Consider the following 17,697-nt stretch of genomic DNA (forward strand, 5'->3'; position numbering starts at 1 on the left):
GATCTCCTCCTTTATCCGCTACGTTCAACGAGTCGGAATAGATCATCGACCCGCGACCTCGTGATACCATTACGCTGCTCCATTGCAAGAGGATGATTCGTTGGTTCGAGTTCAATCAATGGACGTAGTCCGACTCCACGCATATGTACGTTTGTCTTTAGATTGATGGTATCTGGATAGATGGGAAGATCCGTCGATAACCAGCTGAACATCGGGCCGAGGTCTACACGAGCTGGTTCATCCCATAAATCGATGACTTTGAAAAAGTTATCCGCACTGAGTGATACCCAGACATTCCAAATGAAAGAATCGTCTTCTCCAATGATCGGGAGTTCGAGGCATCCGTTGATAAAGAAATGAGCTTCATCGAGGACGCAAATATCATCTGTCAAAACGACGCGCTTCTTCATCTCCCGTTTCGATAGGCCGTCTAATACTGATGGCATGATCGATCCAAAGCCGACTGTATGTTCTTTACTCGTGCCACACATCGAGCAGTTGCAATCACTCTTGTGTTTTCGTTTGAAAAGGTATCTCATAAGTACTCGCTTTCTGATTTGAGTTTAATTAATGGTATGTGAAATAAATCCATTCATTTTACACGTATTTCATTTTTTATAGGAAATCACGGTTTGTTAGACGAATGTAGTAACTCTTGAATCAGTCTCTAACACTCGCGTCCGCGTATCATTTTTAGATAAAAACACTTCTTCCCCATTTTCATCAAAGCAGTATGCGATCGGAAGCGAGATTCCACAATTTCGATACGACCCATCTGCGTGACTCGTTCCGATAATCATCGCTTTTCGTTCCATCGCAATTTTTCTCGCTTCTTCCGTCCACTCCGTGAATTGTTCCTCACTAAACATCCCGACCCCGATTGGATTGAATATGATCGTCAGATGCTCATGACCCTTCAATCCTTCAACCCCCATAAAAATCTCCCTGCACAGTAAATATCCGTATTCTTCTGCTCCATCTGTGGCACTTGATGGCATGAACAAGAGCTCATTCTCTGGTGTTTTCCGTCGCGTTAACAACGTGTCACCTTGCTTGTTTATGATGAGGACCCGATCTTTATTCGTGTCATCTCGATACCCTAAAACAATCGTTGTGTTGAATTGGATCGCTAAATCACTCAGCTCATCCAATTCTCTATATGTACAATACCCCTCTGGATAGAGAATCAAGTCCACCGTAGGGTTCGACTCAATCTCTCGCTTCAGTTGCTCGAGATTTCGCTCTATCTTCGGTTGCCCAATCAATATATTCATGACTATTCGCCCGCTCTCATGATTTGTCTAGTTGGTGAATCCATTCATATGTAAGTGAGGTTGTCGACCAAACCCCACGATAAAGCAAGAATTTGATACTTCTCTTTATACTATCATTTAATTTATTCTGCATTAATGCTCACCATCACATTTCCAACCTTTTTCCCTTGGTCCACATATCGGTGCGCTTCGACAATCTTATCGAGTGGATATACCGTATCAATGACGGGTTGCAATGCTCCTGACTCAAACAATTCGTTCAAAAATATCAAATCCTCTTTACGTTCACTGGCTGGTCCTTGCCCCGCGACAGAACTGAAGGCCCCGTTATCGCTCACATGGGCTTTCGCTAATCGTTTATCGATTTTCCCTGAGGCATCAAAGACCACATCATACGTATTTAATTCAAGATCGTACCCCTCTTTCGTGTAATCGACGACCACATCAGCCCCAAGTCGCTTCACAAGTTCAACGTTTCGCTCGTGGCAAACTGCTGTGACATGCACGCCGTAATGCTTCGCAATCTGTACGGCAGTCGAACCGACAGCACCTGTGCCACCATAAATGAGAACGTTCGTCGCTCGCTCGATACGTGCCTTCCGTAAAAAATGTAGTGCAGTCGTCCCACCAAACGGTAGCGCCGCTGCCTCGATAAAGCTGGCATGCGCGGGCATCTGAAACACACATTTCGATTCGTTCACGCATGCAAACTCCGCATAACCACCAAAACGCATCCCAGTAAGGGCATAGACGTTTTCTCCGACCTGAAAGTTTTTCACACTGTTGCCTGTTTCTACGACGGTACCTGCCAACACGACACCGAGAATCGGTTGACGTGGAGCCTTAAACCCAACAACTAATCGCATCGGTAGTTTTCCTAATGCTGGAACGTCTAGTGCGCGGAGGCGTCGGTCTCCCGAGTGGACGGCCGATGCATGGACTTGAATCAGGATCTCATTACTTTTCGCCTTCGGTTGATGCACTTCTTGAATGACGAGTACTTCCGGTGGCCCATATGTGGTACAAATCGCAGCTTTCATATCGATTCACTCCATTCATGAATTGTCACCTCAATCTGTTATACACGTTCCCTCAAACAAGACCGTTCAGTCCATTCGACATAGAAAAACCGGATCATATCATACGATATCATCCGGTTCCTTCCTTAATGACACAGTCGAATCAACAAGGGTGAACGGATTCGAAAGGGAAGCAGCTGCCGCTTCCGATTGTGCTAGACTTGCCTCGGTCACCACCGGTTCCTGACGTCTGAGCTTAAATGCTCGCTCGAGACGGCTCGTCAACAAATTGAAAATAAAGATAAGCGCAGCAAGTGACATGGCCGGGACGAGAAATAGATGATTCGTCATCCATGTCATCGCAGTGAACTGTCTGAAATAATACCCGAACATCGAAGACCACTCATAGACGGTCGGCATGATCCCTTCATGTAACAAGACCGTTCCTCCGAAGAAAATCCCAAACAGTGAGAGATGAATGAGCAACATGAGCGTCTGAACAAACTGTTGCATGAAGACGATCACGAGAGTTGGGACGAGATGCGGGAAAAGGTGCAATCTCACACGATGCCAGACACTGCCACCAAGCGTCTGAGCCACGATCATGAACTCTTGTTGAAGCAATTGTCGAATCTCTGTGATGAGGTATAACGTGACGGCCGGTAATCCGAGAACGACTAAGACGATTAGTTCAATCTTTACTCGATCCCATAATGGAGGCACCTGTGTCGAATCATAAAAGGTCAGTGTTCCTACTAACATCATCAATGCGATCAATGATATCGGCAGAATCAAAAAACCGTCCAATAGCGTTTTAAAGAATTGATTTAAGCGAGCCCCCCTGAAAGCAAGGGGAATGCCAATCAACAGTCCGATGACCATCCGTCCGAATGCGACGAGCGCACAGATGCCAACGGTCCACTTAAATCCTTCTACGAGCATTTGGAATAAATCATATCCAGCATTGTCCGTCCCGAGCCATTGATATTTTGAGGGTTCTAATGGTGGTATTCCAATGAGTCTCCCTTCATCAGAGTAGAGCATGAGGGTTTGATCTACGTTCCCATCACGAAACACGGTATTTCCAAAACTCATCAACAATAGACCCGCTACGATGACAAAGCAGAAGAGAAAAATTGGGTCACGCATTAATACTCGACGCATCAAATCCCTCCTTTCCATGCATTCGGAATAATCCATTCAATCAGTAAATCCAGTAGAAAAATCGGGATATAGATGACGAATAAGATGACCAGTAAGATCTCCATCTGCGGGTTGTAGACGGCGAATCGGAATAACCCTTGAACGTTAAATAGATATTCGACAATCAAAAGTGTCGATAAGATGGTAATGATGTTCGAACGGAAAAAGAGGTAAAACCGATAGATGATATTCGGCAACAAGTGTTTCCAAAACAACCCTCTCGGTCGAATCCCTTTCGCTTGCGCGAGCTCGAGATACGGAATGGCTTCTTGTTCATGAATATGAATCGTCAACCATTTGATAAAGAAGAATAATGTCGTCATCGTCAAAGTGACGATCGGGAGAAACCGAATGTACTCTGCGAATCCTCCGGCCACTTCAATGCGATCGAATCCCGTAGATTTATGGATTGTAATCGCAAGAAATTGAGAAAAAATTAACCAGAATAAATCTGGTACCATCTCGAGCGTCTGACTCGTTTGGTGCAAGACGGTACGAACTCGTCTCCCGCTGCGGTAATAGAAGTACGCATATATTAATCCTAGCGAGGTCGATACTGCGAGTGCTGTGGTAAAAATGATGACCGACTCTTTGACGAGGGGTCCAAGTGCCGGCAAGAGCGGCAAGTAACGTTGCGCGGTGATGTTGTAATATGTAATGTCCTCTAATTTCTGTAATTGATCCATCTGTTGTTGAATCCCATTCCAATAATTCGTCAGACTAAAATCCGTCTGAACGACGAGCGATGGTAGCGCACTGATTGCAATCAAGATGAAAAATGCGACAATCAGATGAACTGATTTTCGAGCAATATACGTCATAGTTCGATCTCCTTTTGAATGCCAATCTCTCAATCAAAAGTGTGAAAGGATGTTCGTTTGATTGTTCATTTTCTAAAGGGAATAATATCCAAAGACACTTTCCACTGATTCTAGCATATTTATTATGCAAATAGAAACAATTTTCTGAAATTTATCTGGGTTAATTTGTATGATACAATGTATAGATAGAAATATTTAGGGGGTTATAGGATGTGGATTATTTTTGGATTGGCGGCGATTGGGGCGACGCTCATCAATTTGACCGTATTTATGATGGAGAAGGACTATAAGCTGCCGATGGCGATTGCCCTATCATTAGTTGCTCTCACGTTATGCGCCGAGTATAGCTTGCTCAACATGTGGGTCGAAGCAAAAGACTGGGCTGCCATAATGGATGTCGTACCCGGTATGTCTCGTGCGTTATGGTTTTTGACGATTGCGGCAATCTTTATGAATATCCTTCCGATCTTTTTAGAGAGAAAACGAAACAAGATGAAGGAATCGAAATGATAAATAGTACGTTTGCCAAGTTCCACTCATTTGGTGCATGACAATGAATCATAAACTTATTGCGATTCTCTCCAACCCTTTTGGTATATTCATTTTTGCCTTGATTTCACTGTCTTTTATATGGCAGACAGTATCCCGTTTTTTGTCATCTCAGTATCTTTTCTTCGGAACCAATTTGGTCGGTGGACTTGCATTTATCGTCATGATGTTACTTTTATGGCGTACATATAAGAAAAAGGACAGAAAAACGTGTTTGAAGCTATGCATTTAGCTTTGAACACGTTTTTGTTCGACCATGTCACGCGATCAATCATCTGAATGAGTTGAGTACAATAACTCACCGTCAAGTGAGCGCAACTCATAATCGATTCCTGATTGCATCTGCTTCGTCATCGTCGCACGACATGAAAATAGTTGTCCCGGACCATATGCAATGTCCGGTATTTCCTTGAAACCATATGCACGCTCGCCGAACCATAACGTCACGTTCAACGAACCCTTCGAGGACTGATCATTCACGACGTAACATTCTCCTGTCTCGACGATGTAATTCGTCGTCATACGGTCGTACGTCTCCAACCCGGCCATTCCAAGTACAACCACTGATGCAAAGATCGCGATAGCAACTTGACCTAATTTCACACGATTGCGTGTCTTCCGCCAATCCGTCCAATAGATGACAAGAGAAGCGAGACACAATAATCCAATCAACCAAGTAAGTACAATTTCCAACAACCGAATCACCTCGTTTTACAATACGACTTTCTTCAAAAAAGGATTCGTGTCCCCTCACAAAAAAACTCGACACATGTCGAGTTTAAGGTAATTCATACTCCAATTTTCGCTTTTGCCAAGCGACAAGGAGGATACTGATGATGACGAGTAGGAACCAGGACGACAGTTTTCCTAAATCAACGATGGCCCAACCGTTCAATTGGTCCGGATACGCCCAGCCGTTGTAGAACGTGACAATATTTTCAGCGAGCCAGATAAAGCAGGCAATCAAGAAGAATGACAGGACGACCGGCATCTCAAATCGTCGATCGTCGAGTTTATACGAGACAACCGAGCGACCGAACGCCAAAAAGATGAATGCGATCAACAGCCACCGTAGGTCTAACCAAACATGGTGCCAAAAAAAGTTGAAGTAAATGGCGATGCCAAGTCCGAAGGCGATGATTGGGTGCGGCATCTTCGTAAATCGTAAATCGAGACGACGCCATGCCTGGACGACGTAACTACCAACGCTCGCATACATAAATCCGGCATAGAGCGGGACGCCCCACACTTTTGTGAACGCCTCATCCGGATAACTCCATGACCCCATCTGCACCTTGAATAATTCAAGTCCAAGACCGATGACATGGAACCAGCTGATGACCTTCACTTCTTCCATCGTCTCGAGCCCCGCCTTCACAAGGACGACTTGAACGAACAAACACCAGATGAGTAAAACATCATATCGTGGGAGTGGTAACTCTACAAACTTTGTGACGGCAAGCGCTCCGAAGATGGCGACCGGAAAGATACAACTAAGTGCCTGTTCGTAAGCGAAGATAAAGAGATAACGTATACGTCCCATCCGTTGTCCTACCTTTCGATGTATTCATATAAAAATGAGGACTCTCCATCATAAAACCGCGGGTCAAAGACGCCGAGCCGTTCTTCGTTTGCTACGATGACGACGAACGGCGACCATTTGGTCAATGTGCGCGCCTCATGATTCGCTTCAAACAATGGTTCAAGACTCGCCTTTTCGGCACTCGTCAATTCGTATCGCAAGGTCGCTTCTTGATATATCGAATCTTGAAAGAGCGATACGTCCTCGTCAGTCTTCGTAATGACCGTGAACTGAGTCGGGATAAATGAAGCCGAGAGCGCCACTTCGTCATATTCCTTTGAATAAGACTGATATAAATAGGCGCCCTGCGCACTTTGAAGCGCGACATAAAGAACGAGGGCAGCCCATGCATACCGATACGTCTTATAACGGACTTCTTGTTTACGTGCGACGAGCCAGGCGACCAAGAAGATTCCCCAATAGACAAAATCGACAATCGGGATCACACCGAATGTGATCCTCACGTCCGAGATCGGTTCGAAATACCCTGTCCCCCATGCATTGAACAAATCGGATGTATTGTGTACGAAGACAGACAATAATGCCCACCAAAAATAGCGGATGTCCGTCACTCGAAAGAGAAGGCGAACCAGTATGTAGATGAGCAGTGCAAAGAGCGGAACGAGGAAGATCGAGTGAGTGATGCCGCGATGCCACATCTGATACATGCCTTCCGTGTCCCATAGCCGTGAAATTACATCACTGTCAGGGATTTGGCTCCCGACGAGTGTCGTGACGAATAAGGCTCGTTTTTCATGTTGTTGTAAATCACGCTTATCGGCTGCACCATATAACGTCAAACCGAATAACGTATGTGTAATCGTATCCACGTTCTACCTCCATAGCGAAAGAGACATCTCCCAATCCTGGACGATGTCTCTTCCTATTAGTTCTCTTTATCCATTTTCATGGCGCGTCTTGCGACGATCGTTACGAAAATGACAGCGACAATCGGAATGATCAATGGCATCCAATTCAACATCCGCCTGTCCCCCTTCATCTAGTGTCGCAAGCAGTATAGCACATCTGCTTACTCGATGGAGGAATGAATGCTTGTATGTTCATAAGTAATTGCCATCTTCTCAATCGTTGCTTTCATATGATCACGAAGCGTGAGTGGTTCAACCACTTCTACTTGTGAACCCAAAGATAGCAACCAGTAAATAAATCCGTCAGAAACGGCCGCATCGAAACGGATGAGGAATCGTTCTCCATGTTCAGAAACAGAAACGTCTTCCCCTAACTTGTCAAAGATGACCGGGAGAACGCGTTCGTCGACGGACAAAACGATTTGTTCATCAGATCCGTTATACATATTGAATGATTTTTGATAGTAATCATCAGGTAAATGATGCTTCGGACGAATGGTGCCATCTTCCACAATCTCCGAATTGACGATGCGGTCAACCCGGTAGTTCCGCACCTCTCCGATTGATTCGTCGATCCCGATCAAGTAGTACTGCTCGTGATTCCAATGCAAATCGATTGGATTAACGACGTATCGCTCTCCGTCACGGCGGAGCGGGAACGTTCGTTTCGTCACATCAAATCCGACGACGTCTGTATATTGGAACGAGATAGCTTTTCGTTCATGAATGGCCCGTTGGATACGATCGATATGGTAAGGAATGTGTCCGTGTTTTTTCTTCGGCGTCTTGATGATCGATTGTAGCGTCTTCGCTTCAGGGATACTCGTCAGCATTTGAAGTTTCTCTACAATTTCCTCGGTCACGTCTTCCGAGATAAATTTCGCTGCGACAATCGCATCGACCATCATCCGGAGTTCATGAATCTCAAATAAGCGGGCCGAATGCCAATACTTTTTAGCGAGACCATTCTTCTCCAATTCATCCTGCACTTCAAACCCCGAATTATTCAGTGCCTGGATATCGTCTTTCACCGATTTTTTTGCTAACTTAGAAGTATCTCCTATCGTTGACAAGTACTCGAGCAAATCTTCTAGTGTCTTTGGATTCGCTTCGTCCGTGTAACGTTCGAAGAAACGTCGAACTTCAAGTAACCGCTCTCGGTTATTCACGGTTCTATCCCCTTTCGTTTCTCTATCTAAATTATGTATAAACAGACATTATCATTTTATTTCCACGAAATAAAGGTATTTTCCATTACAAAACGTTTAAGGAGGCGCCATCTAAGTTGAAATATTATGCACACGTCGACGGCTCAAAAATCGAATATATAGACCGCGGTCACGGTCCCATCATCGTACTGATCCATGGGACCCAATCCTCGAGTCTAGAACCATACCATGTGGACCAACTCGTTTTATCCGGTTTCCGGGTCATTGTCCCATCTAGACCCGGATATGGAGAAACACCATACTCTTTTTCAGCATCTCCTCAATTGTTTGCATCCCGACTCTCTCACTTGATGCAAATGCTAGATATTGATCGATATCATGTCTATGGCATCTCTGCCGGAGGACCGACCGCGATCGAGCTCGCTTCACAGAATCAGTGTGTCCTTAGTTTGACCCTCGCTGCCGCCGTGACGAGTGTCGTTGATTTCCCGTATCGGGACACGGTCAGCCGAAATGTCGTCCAACCCGCATTTATCGCACTTCAATACATCATGAAACAGTTTATTGCTCGTGCCATTCATAAACATCCATTCGAAGCGACGGCCCGTATGATTCAATCGACAAGCGTGTTGGCACTCGAGACGATTCGAGAAGAGGTGTCTCCTTATGATATTTTCCTCCTGAAACGCGTCGCGAATCAGATGGCGTTTGGACTTGGCGCACAGTTCGATTTGAAACAACGTGTCTCAAGTGAGGTGTTACTCGGTGTGTCGTGCCCAACCTATATCATTCACTCGAAAAACGACAAAGCAGTTCCTGTTCGACATGCCCATTACGCGAAGCGCTTGATCCCACATGCGCAGCTTACGATTCTGAACAGTCCCGGTCACTTGATTTGGGTAGGACGGCAAGCAAGAAAATCAGAGCGACAAATCGAACGATTTATCCGTTTTAACTCCTAAAGCATCTCAAAAAGAGGTGCTTTTTTACTCTTCTAACCCGAGGACATCAATCAATTGATTCGTCGTATGTTCCGGTAGTCGCCAGATAACGTCTGTTCGTTCAAATTCTGTGATCACACTTGGATGGTCGGGTTGTCCGAGCCAAAGCTGATAGCGTTCTTGCTTTCCACCTTTAAATTGCAGCAAGAGATCAAAATCGGGAGCCACTTCAATTTCGACGTCTTCGATTTCTTCTGAACTACGTAGCATTTCCGCGAATACCCGCACCTGGATCAATTCATGAAACTCTAACTTCACTTCTGGATTCATTATTCCGCGCACCGTCGACTCTGCCACCATCACACGTTCAACTTCTTCATTCTCAATTTCTCCCACTGGATCCCCAAATGGTGCGGTAATCGTTCGAATCGCATCAACCCACTTCATCATTTTTTCCATTCTTTCACCTCTTTCTTCTCTATCTCAATACGTAGATCCAATCAAAACGGTTTCAACATTTGGAAAAATTAAAAAGCCGAGCAAACGCTCAGCTTTAACATTCATTCATATTTCCAACCGACTAAACTTGCCTCGTCTCCGACGTAGCGGACCCGTTTCTCACCACCACTTGGGAAGACGCGAAGGGTTGCCACAGCGTCACCTTCGTTGACGAAACACTCGACACTCGACGAGTCGACATACAGCTGAAGGGATGTGACGTTGATCACCTTGGTCCGGGTCGTCCCAAACTCCGTCGCGAACGGTTCACCCGCGTTTGTCCGATCGATGGTCAATTCGTTTGTATCTTTCTCGTACCGAATCACGAGCGACTCATCTTCCGTCTTCAATAGTTCAAGTTTGAAGTCTTCTCCAGCCGTCGACAGTTCTAATTCAAAACGTTCGGGTGAGACCACGTCAAGCTGTGTCCCTGATTCGTTGACAAACTGGTCTTGTCGGAGTTGTTTCATTTCAGGGATTGGTCGTTGTTTCAATACGCCATCTTCAAGCGAGAGTTCTCGAGGAAGCGTCAACGCATGTGCCCAGCCGTACCGGTCTGTCGGATATTCAATCTCCGGTAGGCCCATCCAGCCGACTAGAATGCGACGACCGTCATGCTCCGTCGTTTGCGGGGCGTAAAAGTCGAAACCGAAGTCGAGCTCTTCAAACGACTCGTGCGTGAAGACGAGCGACTCTAAATCAAGCGTGCCTGTGACGTATCCAGATTGATAGATGTTGTGATAGCGATGACCTTCCGGCTCAATCCCTTGCGGAGAAAAAATGAGGACATGCCTTCCATTCAGTTCAAACACGTCAGGACATTCCCACATGTAACCGAACCGCGCGAGCCCCGTCTTCAATTCACCTAAAAACGTCCATTCATTCAAGTCGGTCGAACGATATAAGACGACACATCCTGTCTCATCCGTTCGCTGTGCACCGACAATCGCATAATATGATCCATCTTCTTCCCATACTTTCGGATCGCGGAAATGTTCCGTGTAACCGGCCGGAATATCCGGGATGACGACGTTGCGCCGCTCGATCATCCCGTCACGTAAGACACCGATAATTTGCGAGGCGTGACGCGTCCAATCGTCCGTACGGTGATTCCCGGTATACATGACGTGAAGGGTGTCGTTTACGACGAACCCACTTCCAGAATAGGCACCGTGGGAATCCTCCTTCGTTTCAGGGACTAACGCCACCCCGCGGTCGGTCCAATGGACGAGATTTTTCGAACTGACATGATACCAATGTTTGAGACCGTGAACTGGCCCGAGCGGGAACCATTGATAGAATAGATGGTACTCTCCATCGTAATATGCGAAGCCGTTCGGGTCATTGAGGAGGCCCGTCGGCGGCTGGATATGGTACCCAAACCGCCACGGGGATGCGGCCGTCTTTGCACGGAGCACCTCCATCTCGAGGGCGCTCACGTCACGGAGTGAACGATAACGTTCGGCCTTCGTCCAATTCATAGTGTCACTTCCTTTTTTTGTTATGCGGCTTGTTTGACCGCTTCTTTTTTTGCTTGTCGTTTCGCGAGGATGAATGTCAATCCGAATGTCACGGCGAAGGCGATGGCCATGCCAATGATATACGAAATGATTGAACCCGGTGCGATTGAAATAATACCTGGTAATCCGGCAGCACCGAGCGCTACTGCCAATACGTCGTTTCCAACGATGAATGCAGACGCAACGGCTGAACCGACGATGGCTGCGATGAACGGATAACGAAGTTTTAAGTTGACCCCGAACATGGCAGGCTCTGTGATCCCAAGTAATGCAGAGATTCCTGATGCTGAGGCGACACCTTTCATCTTCTTATCAGCAGTCAAGAAGAAGACGGCAAGGGTAGCTGCCCCTTGTGCGACGTTTGACATTGCAGCGATTGGGAAGATGAACGATCCCCCTGTTTCAGCGATATCGGCGAGAAGCTGTGTCTCAATTGCGATGAAGCTATGGTGCATCCCCGTGATAACGATTGGAGCGTAGAGAAGACCCATGATCAAGCCACCGACGAACCCGAGTGAATCGTACGTCCATACCAACCCATCAATGATCAAGTTCCCTGCTTCGCGTGTGATTGGACCCACGAAGGCGAACGTGATGAATGCTGTGAAGAGAAGTGAGAGCAATGGCGTGAGCAAAATATCAAGTGATGCCGGCATGAACTTCCGAATGTTGATTTCAAGTTTCGATAAAATATACGTCGAGACGAGGACTGGTAAGACTTGTCCTTGGTATCCTAACTTCTCAATCTCAAGCCCAAAGATGTTCCAAACCGGAATCTCCTCAACGCTTGCCTGAGCGTATGCATTGATCAAGTCCGGGTGGACCATGATCATCCCGAGCGCTGCACCTAGGTACGGGTTACCACCGAACCGTTTGGCTGCGGAGAACCCTATGAGTACAGGAAGGAAGACGAAGGCGGCGTTTGCGAACGTATTGATCATCGCTGCGAGGTCGGCCATGCCTGGATACTGGTCAATCAACGAACGTCCATCAAAGAACAAATCCGGTGCCGTCAATAAGTTGTTGATTCCCATCAAGAGACCGCCGGCGACGATGGCCGGGATGATTGGAACGAAGATATCCGATAACATTTTGACGAACTGTTGGAGCGGGTTCATTTTTTTCGCTCCGGCTGACTTCACGTCTGTCGTCGACATGTCTCCAAGGCCAGTCAATTGTGAAAATTCCGCATAGACCTTGTTGACCGTACCTTGTCCGATGATGATTTGATATTGTCCGCCTGTAGAGAATGTTCCCTTAACCACATCAAGTTGTTCGAGTGCTTTCTCATCGACCTTTGACTCATCGTTCAATACGAGTCGAAGGCGAGTCGCACAGTGCGCGGCTGCCGCAACGTTTTCTTTCCCACCAATCGCCTCTAGGATCGATGCTGCTTCTTTTTTGTAATCCATCTTCATTTCCCTCCTAACGTTTCATTCACAAGTTGTCGTGATGGAATTGCTGGAATGGCGCCATAAGCTGTACATGTCAATGCACCCGTTACGTTCGCATATTCAATGTCGGAACGTAAGCGCTCCGGGTCAAACCCGAGTGTTGCCAACCGATATAAGTAAGCTCCGACGAACGCATCTCCCGCTCCCGTCGAATCGATACTGTCGATTGAGATTGAAGGAACGATTTCATGATGCGTGCTTGTCGCAATCAACGTCCCACGAGACCCTAGTGTGATGGCAATCTGTTTTGCCCCTAATTCAAGCAGTGCACGAACAGCGTCTTCTAGTTGTTCTTCTCCGGTTAACAAGTATGCTTCTTCTTCGCTCAGTTTAATGAAGTCCGATTCCGCGATGAAGTGTCTCGCATCTTGTTTAAATTGCTCGAGGTCCGTGATCAATGCATCTCGATAGTTCGGGTCGAACGAGATAAACAAGCCATCCCGCTTTGCAAATTGCAATAACTTGAAGTACGCGTCTTTCAATTTTCCATCAAGTAGTGCTGTCGCCGAGCCGAAATGAATGATGTCCCCTGACTCGATCACCGATAAGTCGATCGACTCGAAGGCATACTCCCCGTCACTTCCGCGACGGAATGTGAAGTCCCGCTCTCCGTCCTCTTGAATCGATACGAATGCGAACGTCGTGTCTCCAGACTCCACAAGGTTTTCTGTTCGGACGCCGTTCTCGACCAACGTCTGTTTCAAGAAGAGACCAAACGGGTCATCTCCAACCTGTCCGAGGAAACTAGATTGCCCCCCGTGCTTACTGACGACTGCCGCGACATTCGCAGGTGCGCCTCCCGCCTTCTTGACGAACGTCGTCCCGTTCACGAGATCGCTAGACGCATCCTCGCATACCCAGTCAATCAATAATTCGCCGATACAATGTACGGTGTTCATATCGTCCACCTCCATAAATCATATGAGTTCTTTATGCAATTGGTACCGGTTCCATTTTAGAATAAAAAATGTTGCGGAACCGGTTCCGCAACACAAATGTAAACGATTTAATTTAACTTGTCAACGCTTTCGCGCACTTTTAGTTCAAAAATTGTGAACGTTTTCATTGAGACGTGTTCACCTTGCAACAGCTGTAGCATCATGTCGGCAGCTTTCGCACCAGTTCGGCGATAAGGAAGATGTACCGTCGTGATGGATGGATGCAGGACTTCCGTGAAATCATATCCTCCAAATCCACTGACAGAGACATCTCTTGGGACAGAGACCCCTTGATTCGCTAATCCTTTCAGGACGCCTAAGGCAATGTTGTCGGTCGCACAAACGATTAAGGAAACAGAGCCAACATTATCCGCCAACTGTTCACCGATTGGAATGGCATCCTCAATCTTAAACGTCGTTTGAATGACTTTGACATTTGCCTCCGACTCTTGAAACGCCCGCAAAAATCCGTCACGGCGTGCTTGACCGACCGCGATATCCGATTCATACACCCCGACATAGACCACGTTTCGATGACCCCACTCCGTGAACTGTTTACCGAGCGCATAGGCCGCATCATAGTCAGGATAGACGAGACTATGGACATTGTCATGTTGCTGACCAATCAACAAGACCGGGATTTGAATCGCCTCAATCGCCTCAAGATGACGTTCCGTGACCGTCGTCCCGAGCCAGATGATTCCGGCAACTTTTTGTTTGGCCAAATTATATAGCTGTTCGATTTCTCGTTCCGTCTGTTGTGCTGTATTGACGACGAGCATTTGATATCCTCGTTCCGTGAGCTGTTCATCAATCCCCATCATCGTCCGTGAGGCGGCATACGAATCGAGCCGTGGAACGATGACCCCAATCATCTTCGTCTGTTTCGACTTGAGACTTTGAGCGAACTGATTCGGCTCATAGTTCGTATCTCGAATGACCCGGTCGAGTTTTTCCCTTGTTGCCTTTCCGACCGATCCACCGTTCAGATAGCGTGAGACCGTACTTTTGGCGACACCAGCGAGCTCCGCAATGTCTTTAATGGTGACTTGCTTCATCCTTACCCCTCCATATGAAAAAAGCTGACGTGCGAGACGCCGTCAGCTTAATGGTTTACCACATATCGTTTCTTGAAATTTAAATAATACAAACCGTTCCGCTTTTCGAACCCGTTCTGAATGAGAATATGATGCATCTCTTGTTGATGTGGGCTCGTCGGTGGGATGCCAGCCCGGACTGTTTGTCCATCCATCAATTTTGAGTCCAGTAAGGCAAGTCGCAAACCTTCCGTCGCATATCCTTTGCTTTTGTACGCATCGAACACCATCAGGTCGAGTTGGTATACGCGGGCAAGCTTGAGTAACAAGACTTTACCGACCAGTTTGTCATCGACCATCAAGTCGTAATAGAAGTCTTCTCCATAACTATGCTCTTCTGCGTGATAAAGTTGCTCGGACCCCATTTCTTCGAGAATCCCTTTCAACTCTTCAGCAGAAACGCCATATGCGTTTTCTCCATACTTCTGAAAATGTTCATATTCAATCTCATCAATCTGGCGAATAGGTTGACGCACGATGTTCATCCCGTGCCCTCCTTAACTAGTAGTTCAATATCTGTCTGCGCTTATTATAAACGAATCCCTTCGTGAAGCGCAAAAGATAACCGAACGTCAAATCGGTTCGATATGAATATGCACCGAATCGACCTCATGCTGTTCATCTAATTTCCGTTCGATGTCATCACATAATTCATGGGCCGCGTCCACGGTCAAATCGCCATCGACTGCAATCGTCACGTCGAGCATCACGTGATTCCCTAGATGACGCCCTTTGATTTCCCTAACTTCTTTCACCCGCTCAAATTGTTCAATCGTCTCCTCATAGGACTCGACGAGGTGCGGAGGGAACCCGTCAGAAAGCTGATGGGTGGCATCTAAAAAGATTTGGATCGCTGTCCGGATGATCATGCCGGCAATCACAATTGCTAAGACCGTGTCCATCCAAGACAGTTGAAAATAAGCAAATAGCACACCAAGCGTGGCTCCGACTGAAATCATCGCATCGGCCAAATTGTCTTTCGCTGCCGCCTTAAGTGCCAATGACTTTGTCTTCTTCGCGAGGTTCAAGTTGAACCGATACACCCCGAACATGACGAGCGCACTGACGAAGGCGACGACCGCCGCCAACGGGTTCGGCTCTGTATACTCGCCCCCGATTAAATTCGACAGACTGTTAAAGAAGACGAAAATACCGACCGCAATCATAATCAATGAAGCGATGAGTGCAGAGATCGTCTCCATCTTCGCATGACCATATTTATGCTCGGCATCCCGTGGCAATGCAGCCACCCGAATGCCAATATAGACCGCGACCGATGCAATTATATCCGTCGTATTGTTGAATCCATCGGCTAGGACCGCCTCAGATTCATATAAGTATCCGAAGAATACCTTTAGTATAGATAAGATCAAATATGCCGTAATCGACACAATCGCTCCTTTGAGCGCTTTTGGTGGATGATTTGTTGTTTCCATCCGCCCACCTCCTTAATTAGCTCAGTTAGTATAGCAGGTGAACTTCGTGTGGGGATAGAGAAACAATGTTTCTTACAGCCAAAATAAATGGAATATATTCCCGGTAGTTTCGTTTAACAAATTTTATGGTAAAGTAAACAGGAAGAGACCTTAGGGTTAAACCGCAAAAAGAGGTGAAACAGATGTTTACAGAACGTGATGGGATCAAATTACGATTGGAACAAATTGACAGATTGTTAATCGATTTGAATCGCGAGGCAAAGCAATTGATGGCACGTCTCCGCGAATTAGATGCTTCTGGTGAAAATCCGCACGAAGTATCTTTGAAACCTGAAGAACGCGATACGTTGAAATCGTCAATCGATGAAACGCTTGAAGCGCTACAAAGCCGTTCAAAACGTCCGATGAACGTGAACGACGAGAAGAAGAAAGAACTCGCTTCTCATAAAGCACTCATCGATGAATTATCAGACTTACTCAGCAAGAAAAAATGAGACGCACCTGCGTCTCATTTTTTATGAAGGAGCCCGAATCATGTATATTGTAACCACTTGTTTACGTCCGACAGATGATGTCTTATCTCGAGCGCATACGCATGCCACAGAATACAAGATGAAATTTGTCGACCGGCGCAAACTTTCCATCGACGAGTTGAAGAAACGTCATCAACGAGATGTACTTGTATTTGATAAACGACGTGTCGAGTTCACACCTCTGCATAGTACAGAACCGTTCTTTTTCCACCCATCGAGCTCCGTCTTTCGGGTGAAGCAACTGAGCCGAGGTGGATCAGATCCACTCATTGACGCCATGCAAGCAACTCCGGGTGATCATATTCTAGATTGTACACTCGGACTCGGCTCGGACAGTATCGTCATGAGCCATGTCGCCGGTTCAAACGGTAAAGTAATTGGCCTTGAGAGTCAATTCATTACGGCACAACTCGTCCGAGAAGGCATGTCCGTATGGGTCGAAAAAGAAGAACAGGTCAATGAGGCGATGCGACGCATTGAGGTCGTTCACTCCAACTCTCTCGACTATTTGAAAACGTGTGCGGATAATTCGTTTGATTGTATTTACTTTGATCCGATGTTTGAAAAGACGATTTCAGAATCAGTTCATCTGAACCCACTTCGCACAATCGCCGACACTTCCCCTCTCACAGAAGAGTTGATTATCGAAGCCAAACGAGTAGCCAAGAAACGAATTGTCTTGAAGGCGCATTTTGAGAGCGACACCTTTGAACGGTACGGTTTCACTCACATAAAACGTAAAACGTCGAAGTTCCATTACGGATATATCGACCTAGAGTCTAAGTCTATTTAGT

20 protein-coding genes are annotated in these 17,697 nt (G+C 46.5%); 4 read left to right on the plus strand and 16 right to left on the minus strand.

What is annotated here, in order from left to right:
* Positions 1-11 precede the first annotated feature (11 nt).
* From KNO69_RS06800 to KNO69_RS06820, 5 genes are all read right to left on the minus strand, one after another.
* Complete coding sequence (locus KNO69_RS06800; protein WP_251124881.1) at positions 12-539, minus strand: DUF2199 domain-containing protein; 528 nt, start codon at positions 537-539, stop codon at positions 12-14.
* Between the two features lie 96 nt (positions 540-635).
* Complete coding sequence (locus KNO69_RS06805) at positions 636-1,274, minus strand: dehydroquinate synthase/iron-containing alcohol dehydrogenase family protein (RefSeq protein ID WP_214816963.1); 639 nt, start codon at positions 1,272-1,274, stop codon at positions 636-638.
* Between the two features lie 122 nt (positions 1,275-1,396).
* Positions 1,397-2,314, minus strand: a complete 918-nt coding sequence (locus tag KNO69_RS06810) for an NAD(P)-dependent alcohol dehydrogenase (protein WP_214816965.1) — start codon at positions 2,312-2,314, stop codon at positions 1,397-1,399.
* A gap of 99 nt (positions 2,315-2,413) precedes the next feature.
* Positions 2,414-3,457, minus strand: coding sequence for an ABC transporter permease (locus KNO69_RS06815; protein ID WP_214816967.1), 1,044 nt, complete (start codon positions 3,455-3,457; stop codon positions 2,414-2,416).
* The gene (locus tag KNO69_RS06820) at positions 3,457-4,317 is read right to left on the minus strand and encodes an ABC transporter permease subunit (protein ID WP_214816969.1); all 861 of its coding nucleotides are present in this window, start codon (positions 4,315-4,317) and stop codon (positions 3,457-3,459) included. Before KNO69_RS06820 ends, KNO69_RS06815 begins: the two co-directional genes overlap by 1 nt.
* A 210-nt stretch (positions 4,318-4,527) precedes the next feature.
* Between KNO69_RS06820 and KNO69_RS06825 the strand changes: the two genes are divergently transcribed.
* A complete protein-coding gene (locus KNO69_RS06825) occupies positions 4,528-4,827 on the plus strand; it encodes a hypothetical protein (protein ID WP_012726252.1) in 300 nt (99 codons plus the stop codon).
* Between the two features lie 306 nt (positions 4,828-5,133).
* Here KNO69_RS06825 and KNO69_RS06830 read toward each other — a convergent pair whose 3' ends face one another.
* The 4 genes from KNO69_RS06830 to KNO69_RS06845 all read right to left on the minus strand — a co-directional run bounded on the left by KNO69_RS06830 (position 5,134) and on the right by KNO69_RS06845 (position 8,486).
* Entirely contained in the window at positions 5,134-5,559 is a 426-nt protein-coding gene (locus tag KNO69_RS06830; RefSeq protein WP_214816971.1) for a hypothetical protein, read from the minus strand.
* An 85-nt stretch (positions 5,560-5,644) separates the two neighbouring features.
* Positions 5,645-6,409 carry a DUF817 domain-containing protein gene (locus KNO69_RS06835; protein WP_214816974.1) on the minus strand — a complete coding sequence of 255 codons (765 nt, stop codon included), beginning with the start codon at positions 6,407-6,409 and terminating at the stop codon, positions 5,645-5,647.
* A gap of 8 nt (positions 6,410-6,417) precedes the next feature.
* The gene (locus KNO69_RS06840) at positions 6,418-7,278 is read right to left on the minus strand and encodes a metal-dependent hydrolase (protein ID WP_214816977.1); all 861 of its coding nucleotides are present in this window, start codon (positions 7,276-7,278) and stop codon (positions 6,418-6,420) included.
* A 200-nt stretch (positions 7,279-7,478) separates the two neighbouring features.
* Positions 7,479-8,486, minus strand: coding sequence for a helix-turn-helix transcriptional regulator (locus tag KNO69_RS06845; RefSeq protein WP_214781035.1), 1,008 nt, complete (start codon positions 8,484-8,486; stop codon positions 7,479-7,481).
* A gap of 116 nt (positions 8,487-8,602) precedes the next feature.
* Between KNO69_RS06845 and KNO69_RS06850 the strand changes: the two genes are divergently transcribed.
* Positions 8,603-9,448, plus strand: coding sequence for an alpha/beta fold hydrolase (locus KNO69_RS06850; protein WP_214816979.1), 846 nt, complete (start codon positions 8,603-8,605; stop codon positions 9,446-9,448).
* Between the two features lie 24 nt (positions 9,449-9,472).
* Here the strand turns inward: KNO69_RS06850 and KNO69_RS06855 are convergent, their stop codons facing one another.
* From KNO69_RS06855 to KNO69_RS06885, 7 genes are all read right to left on the minus strand, one after another.
* Complete coding sequence (locus KNO69_RS06855) at positions 9,473-9,886, minus strand: YhfM domain-containing protein (protein ID WP_214816981.1); 414 nt, start codon at positions 9,884-9,886, stop codon at positions 9,473-9,475.
* A 101-nt stretch (positions 9,887-9,987) separates the two neighbouring features.
* A complete protein-coding gene (locus KNO69_RS06860) occupies positions 9,988-11,406 on the minus strand; it encodes a glycoside hydrolase family 32 protein (protein ID WP_214816983.1) in 1,419 nt (472 codons plus the stop codon).
* 20 nt (positions 11,407-11,426) lie between these two features.
* Entirely contained in the window at positions 11,427-12,857 is a 1,431-nt protein-coding gene (locus tag KNO69_RS06865) for a sucrose-specific PTS transporter subunit IIBC (protein ID WP_078146864.1), read from the minus strand.
* A gap of 2 nt (positions 12,858-12,859) precedes the next feature.
* Positions 12,860-13,798 (minus strand): carbohydrate kinase family protein, encoded by a 939-nt coding sequence (locus KNO69_RS06870; RefSeq protein ID WP_214684345.1) that lies wholly within the window; start codon positions 13,796-13,798, stop codon positions 12,860-12,862.
* 107 nt (positions 13,799-13,905) lie between these two features.
* Positions 13,906-14,895 carry a LacI family DNA-binding transcriptional regulator gene (locus KNO69_RS06875; protein ID WP_214688785.1) on the minus strand — a complete coding sequence of 330 codons (990 nt, stop codon included), beginning with the start codon at positions 14,893-14,895 and terminating at the stop codon, positions 13,906-13,908.
* Positions 14,896-14,942: 47 nt separating this feature from the next.
* Positions 14,943-15,419 (minus strand): N-acetyltransferase, encoded by a 477-nt coding sequence (locus KNO69_RS06880; RefSeq protein ID WP_214816985.1) that lies wholly within the window; start codon positions 15,417-15,419, stop codon positions 14,943-14,945.
* An 87-nt stretch (positions 15,420-15,506) separates the two neighbouring features.
* A complete protein-coding gene (locus KNO69_RS06885) occupies positions 15,507-16,370 on the minus strand; it encodes a cation diffusion facilitator family transporter (RefSeq protein WP_214816986.1) in 864 nt (287 codons plus the stop codon).
* 182 nt (positions 16,371-16,552) lie between these two features.
* Between KNO69_RS06885 and KNO69_RS06890 the strand changes: the two genes are divergently transcribed.
* Positions 16,553-16,864, plus strand: coding sequence for a hypothetical protein (locus KNO69_RS06890; protein ID WP_012726238.1), 312 nt, complete (start codon positions 16,553-16,555; stop codon positions 16,862-16,864).
* Positions 16,865-16,904: 40 nt separating this feature from the next.
* Positions 16,905-17,696: a class I SAM-dependent methyltransferase gene (locus tag KNO69_RS06895; protein ID WP_214816987.1), complete on the plus strand. Its 792-nt coding sequence runs from the start codon at positions 16,905-16,907 to the stop codon at positions 17,694-17,696.
* Position 17,697: the final 1 nt, after the last annotated feature.

It is taken from the genome of Exiguobacterium sp. s131, from assembly GCF_018617345.1.
Lineage (GTDB): Bacteria > Bacillota > Bacilli > Exiguobacteriales > Exiguobacteriaceae > Exiguobacterium > Exiguobacterium profundum.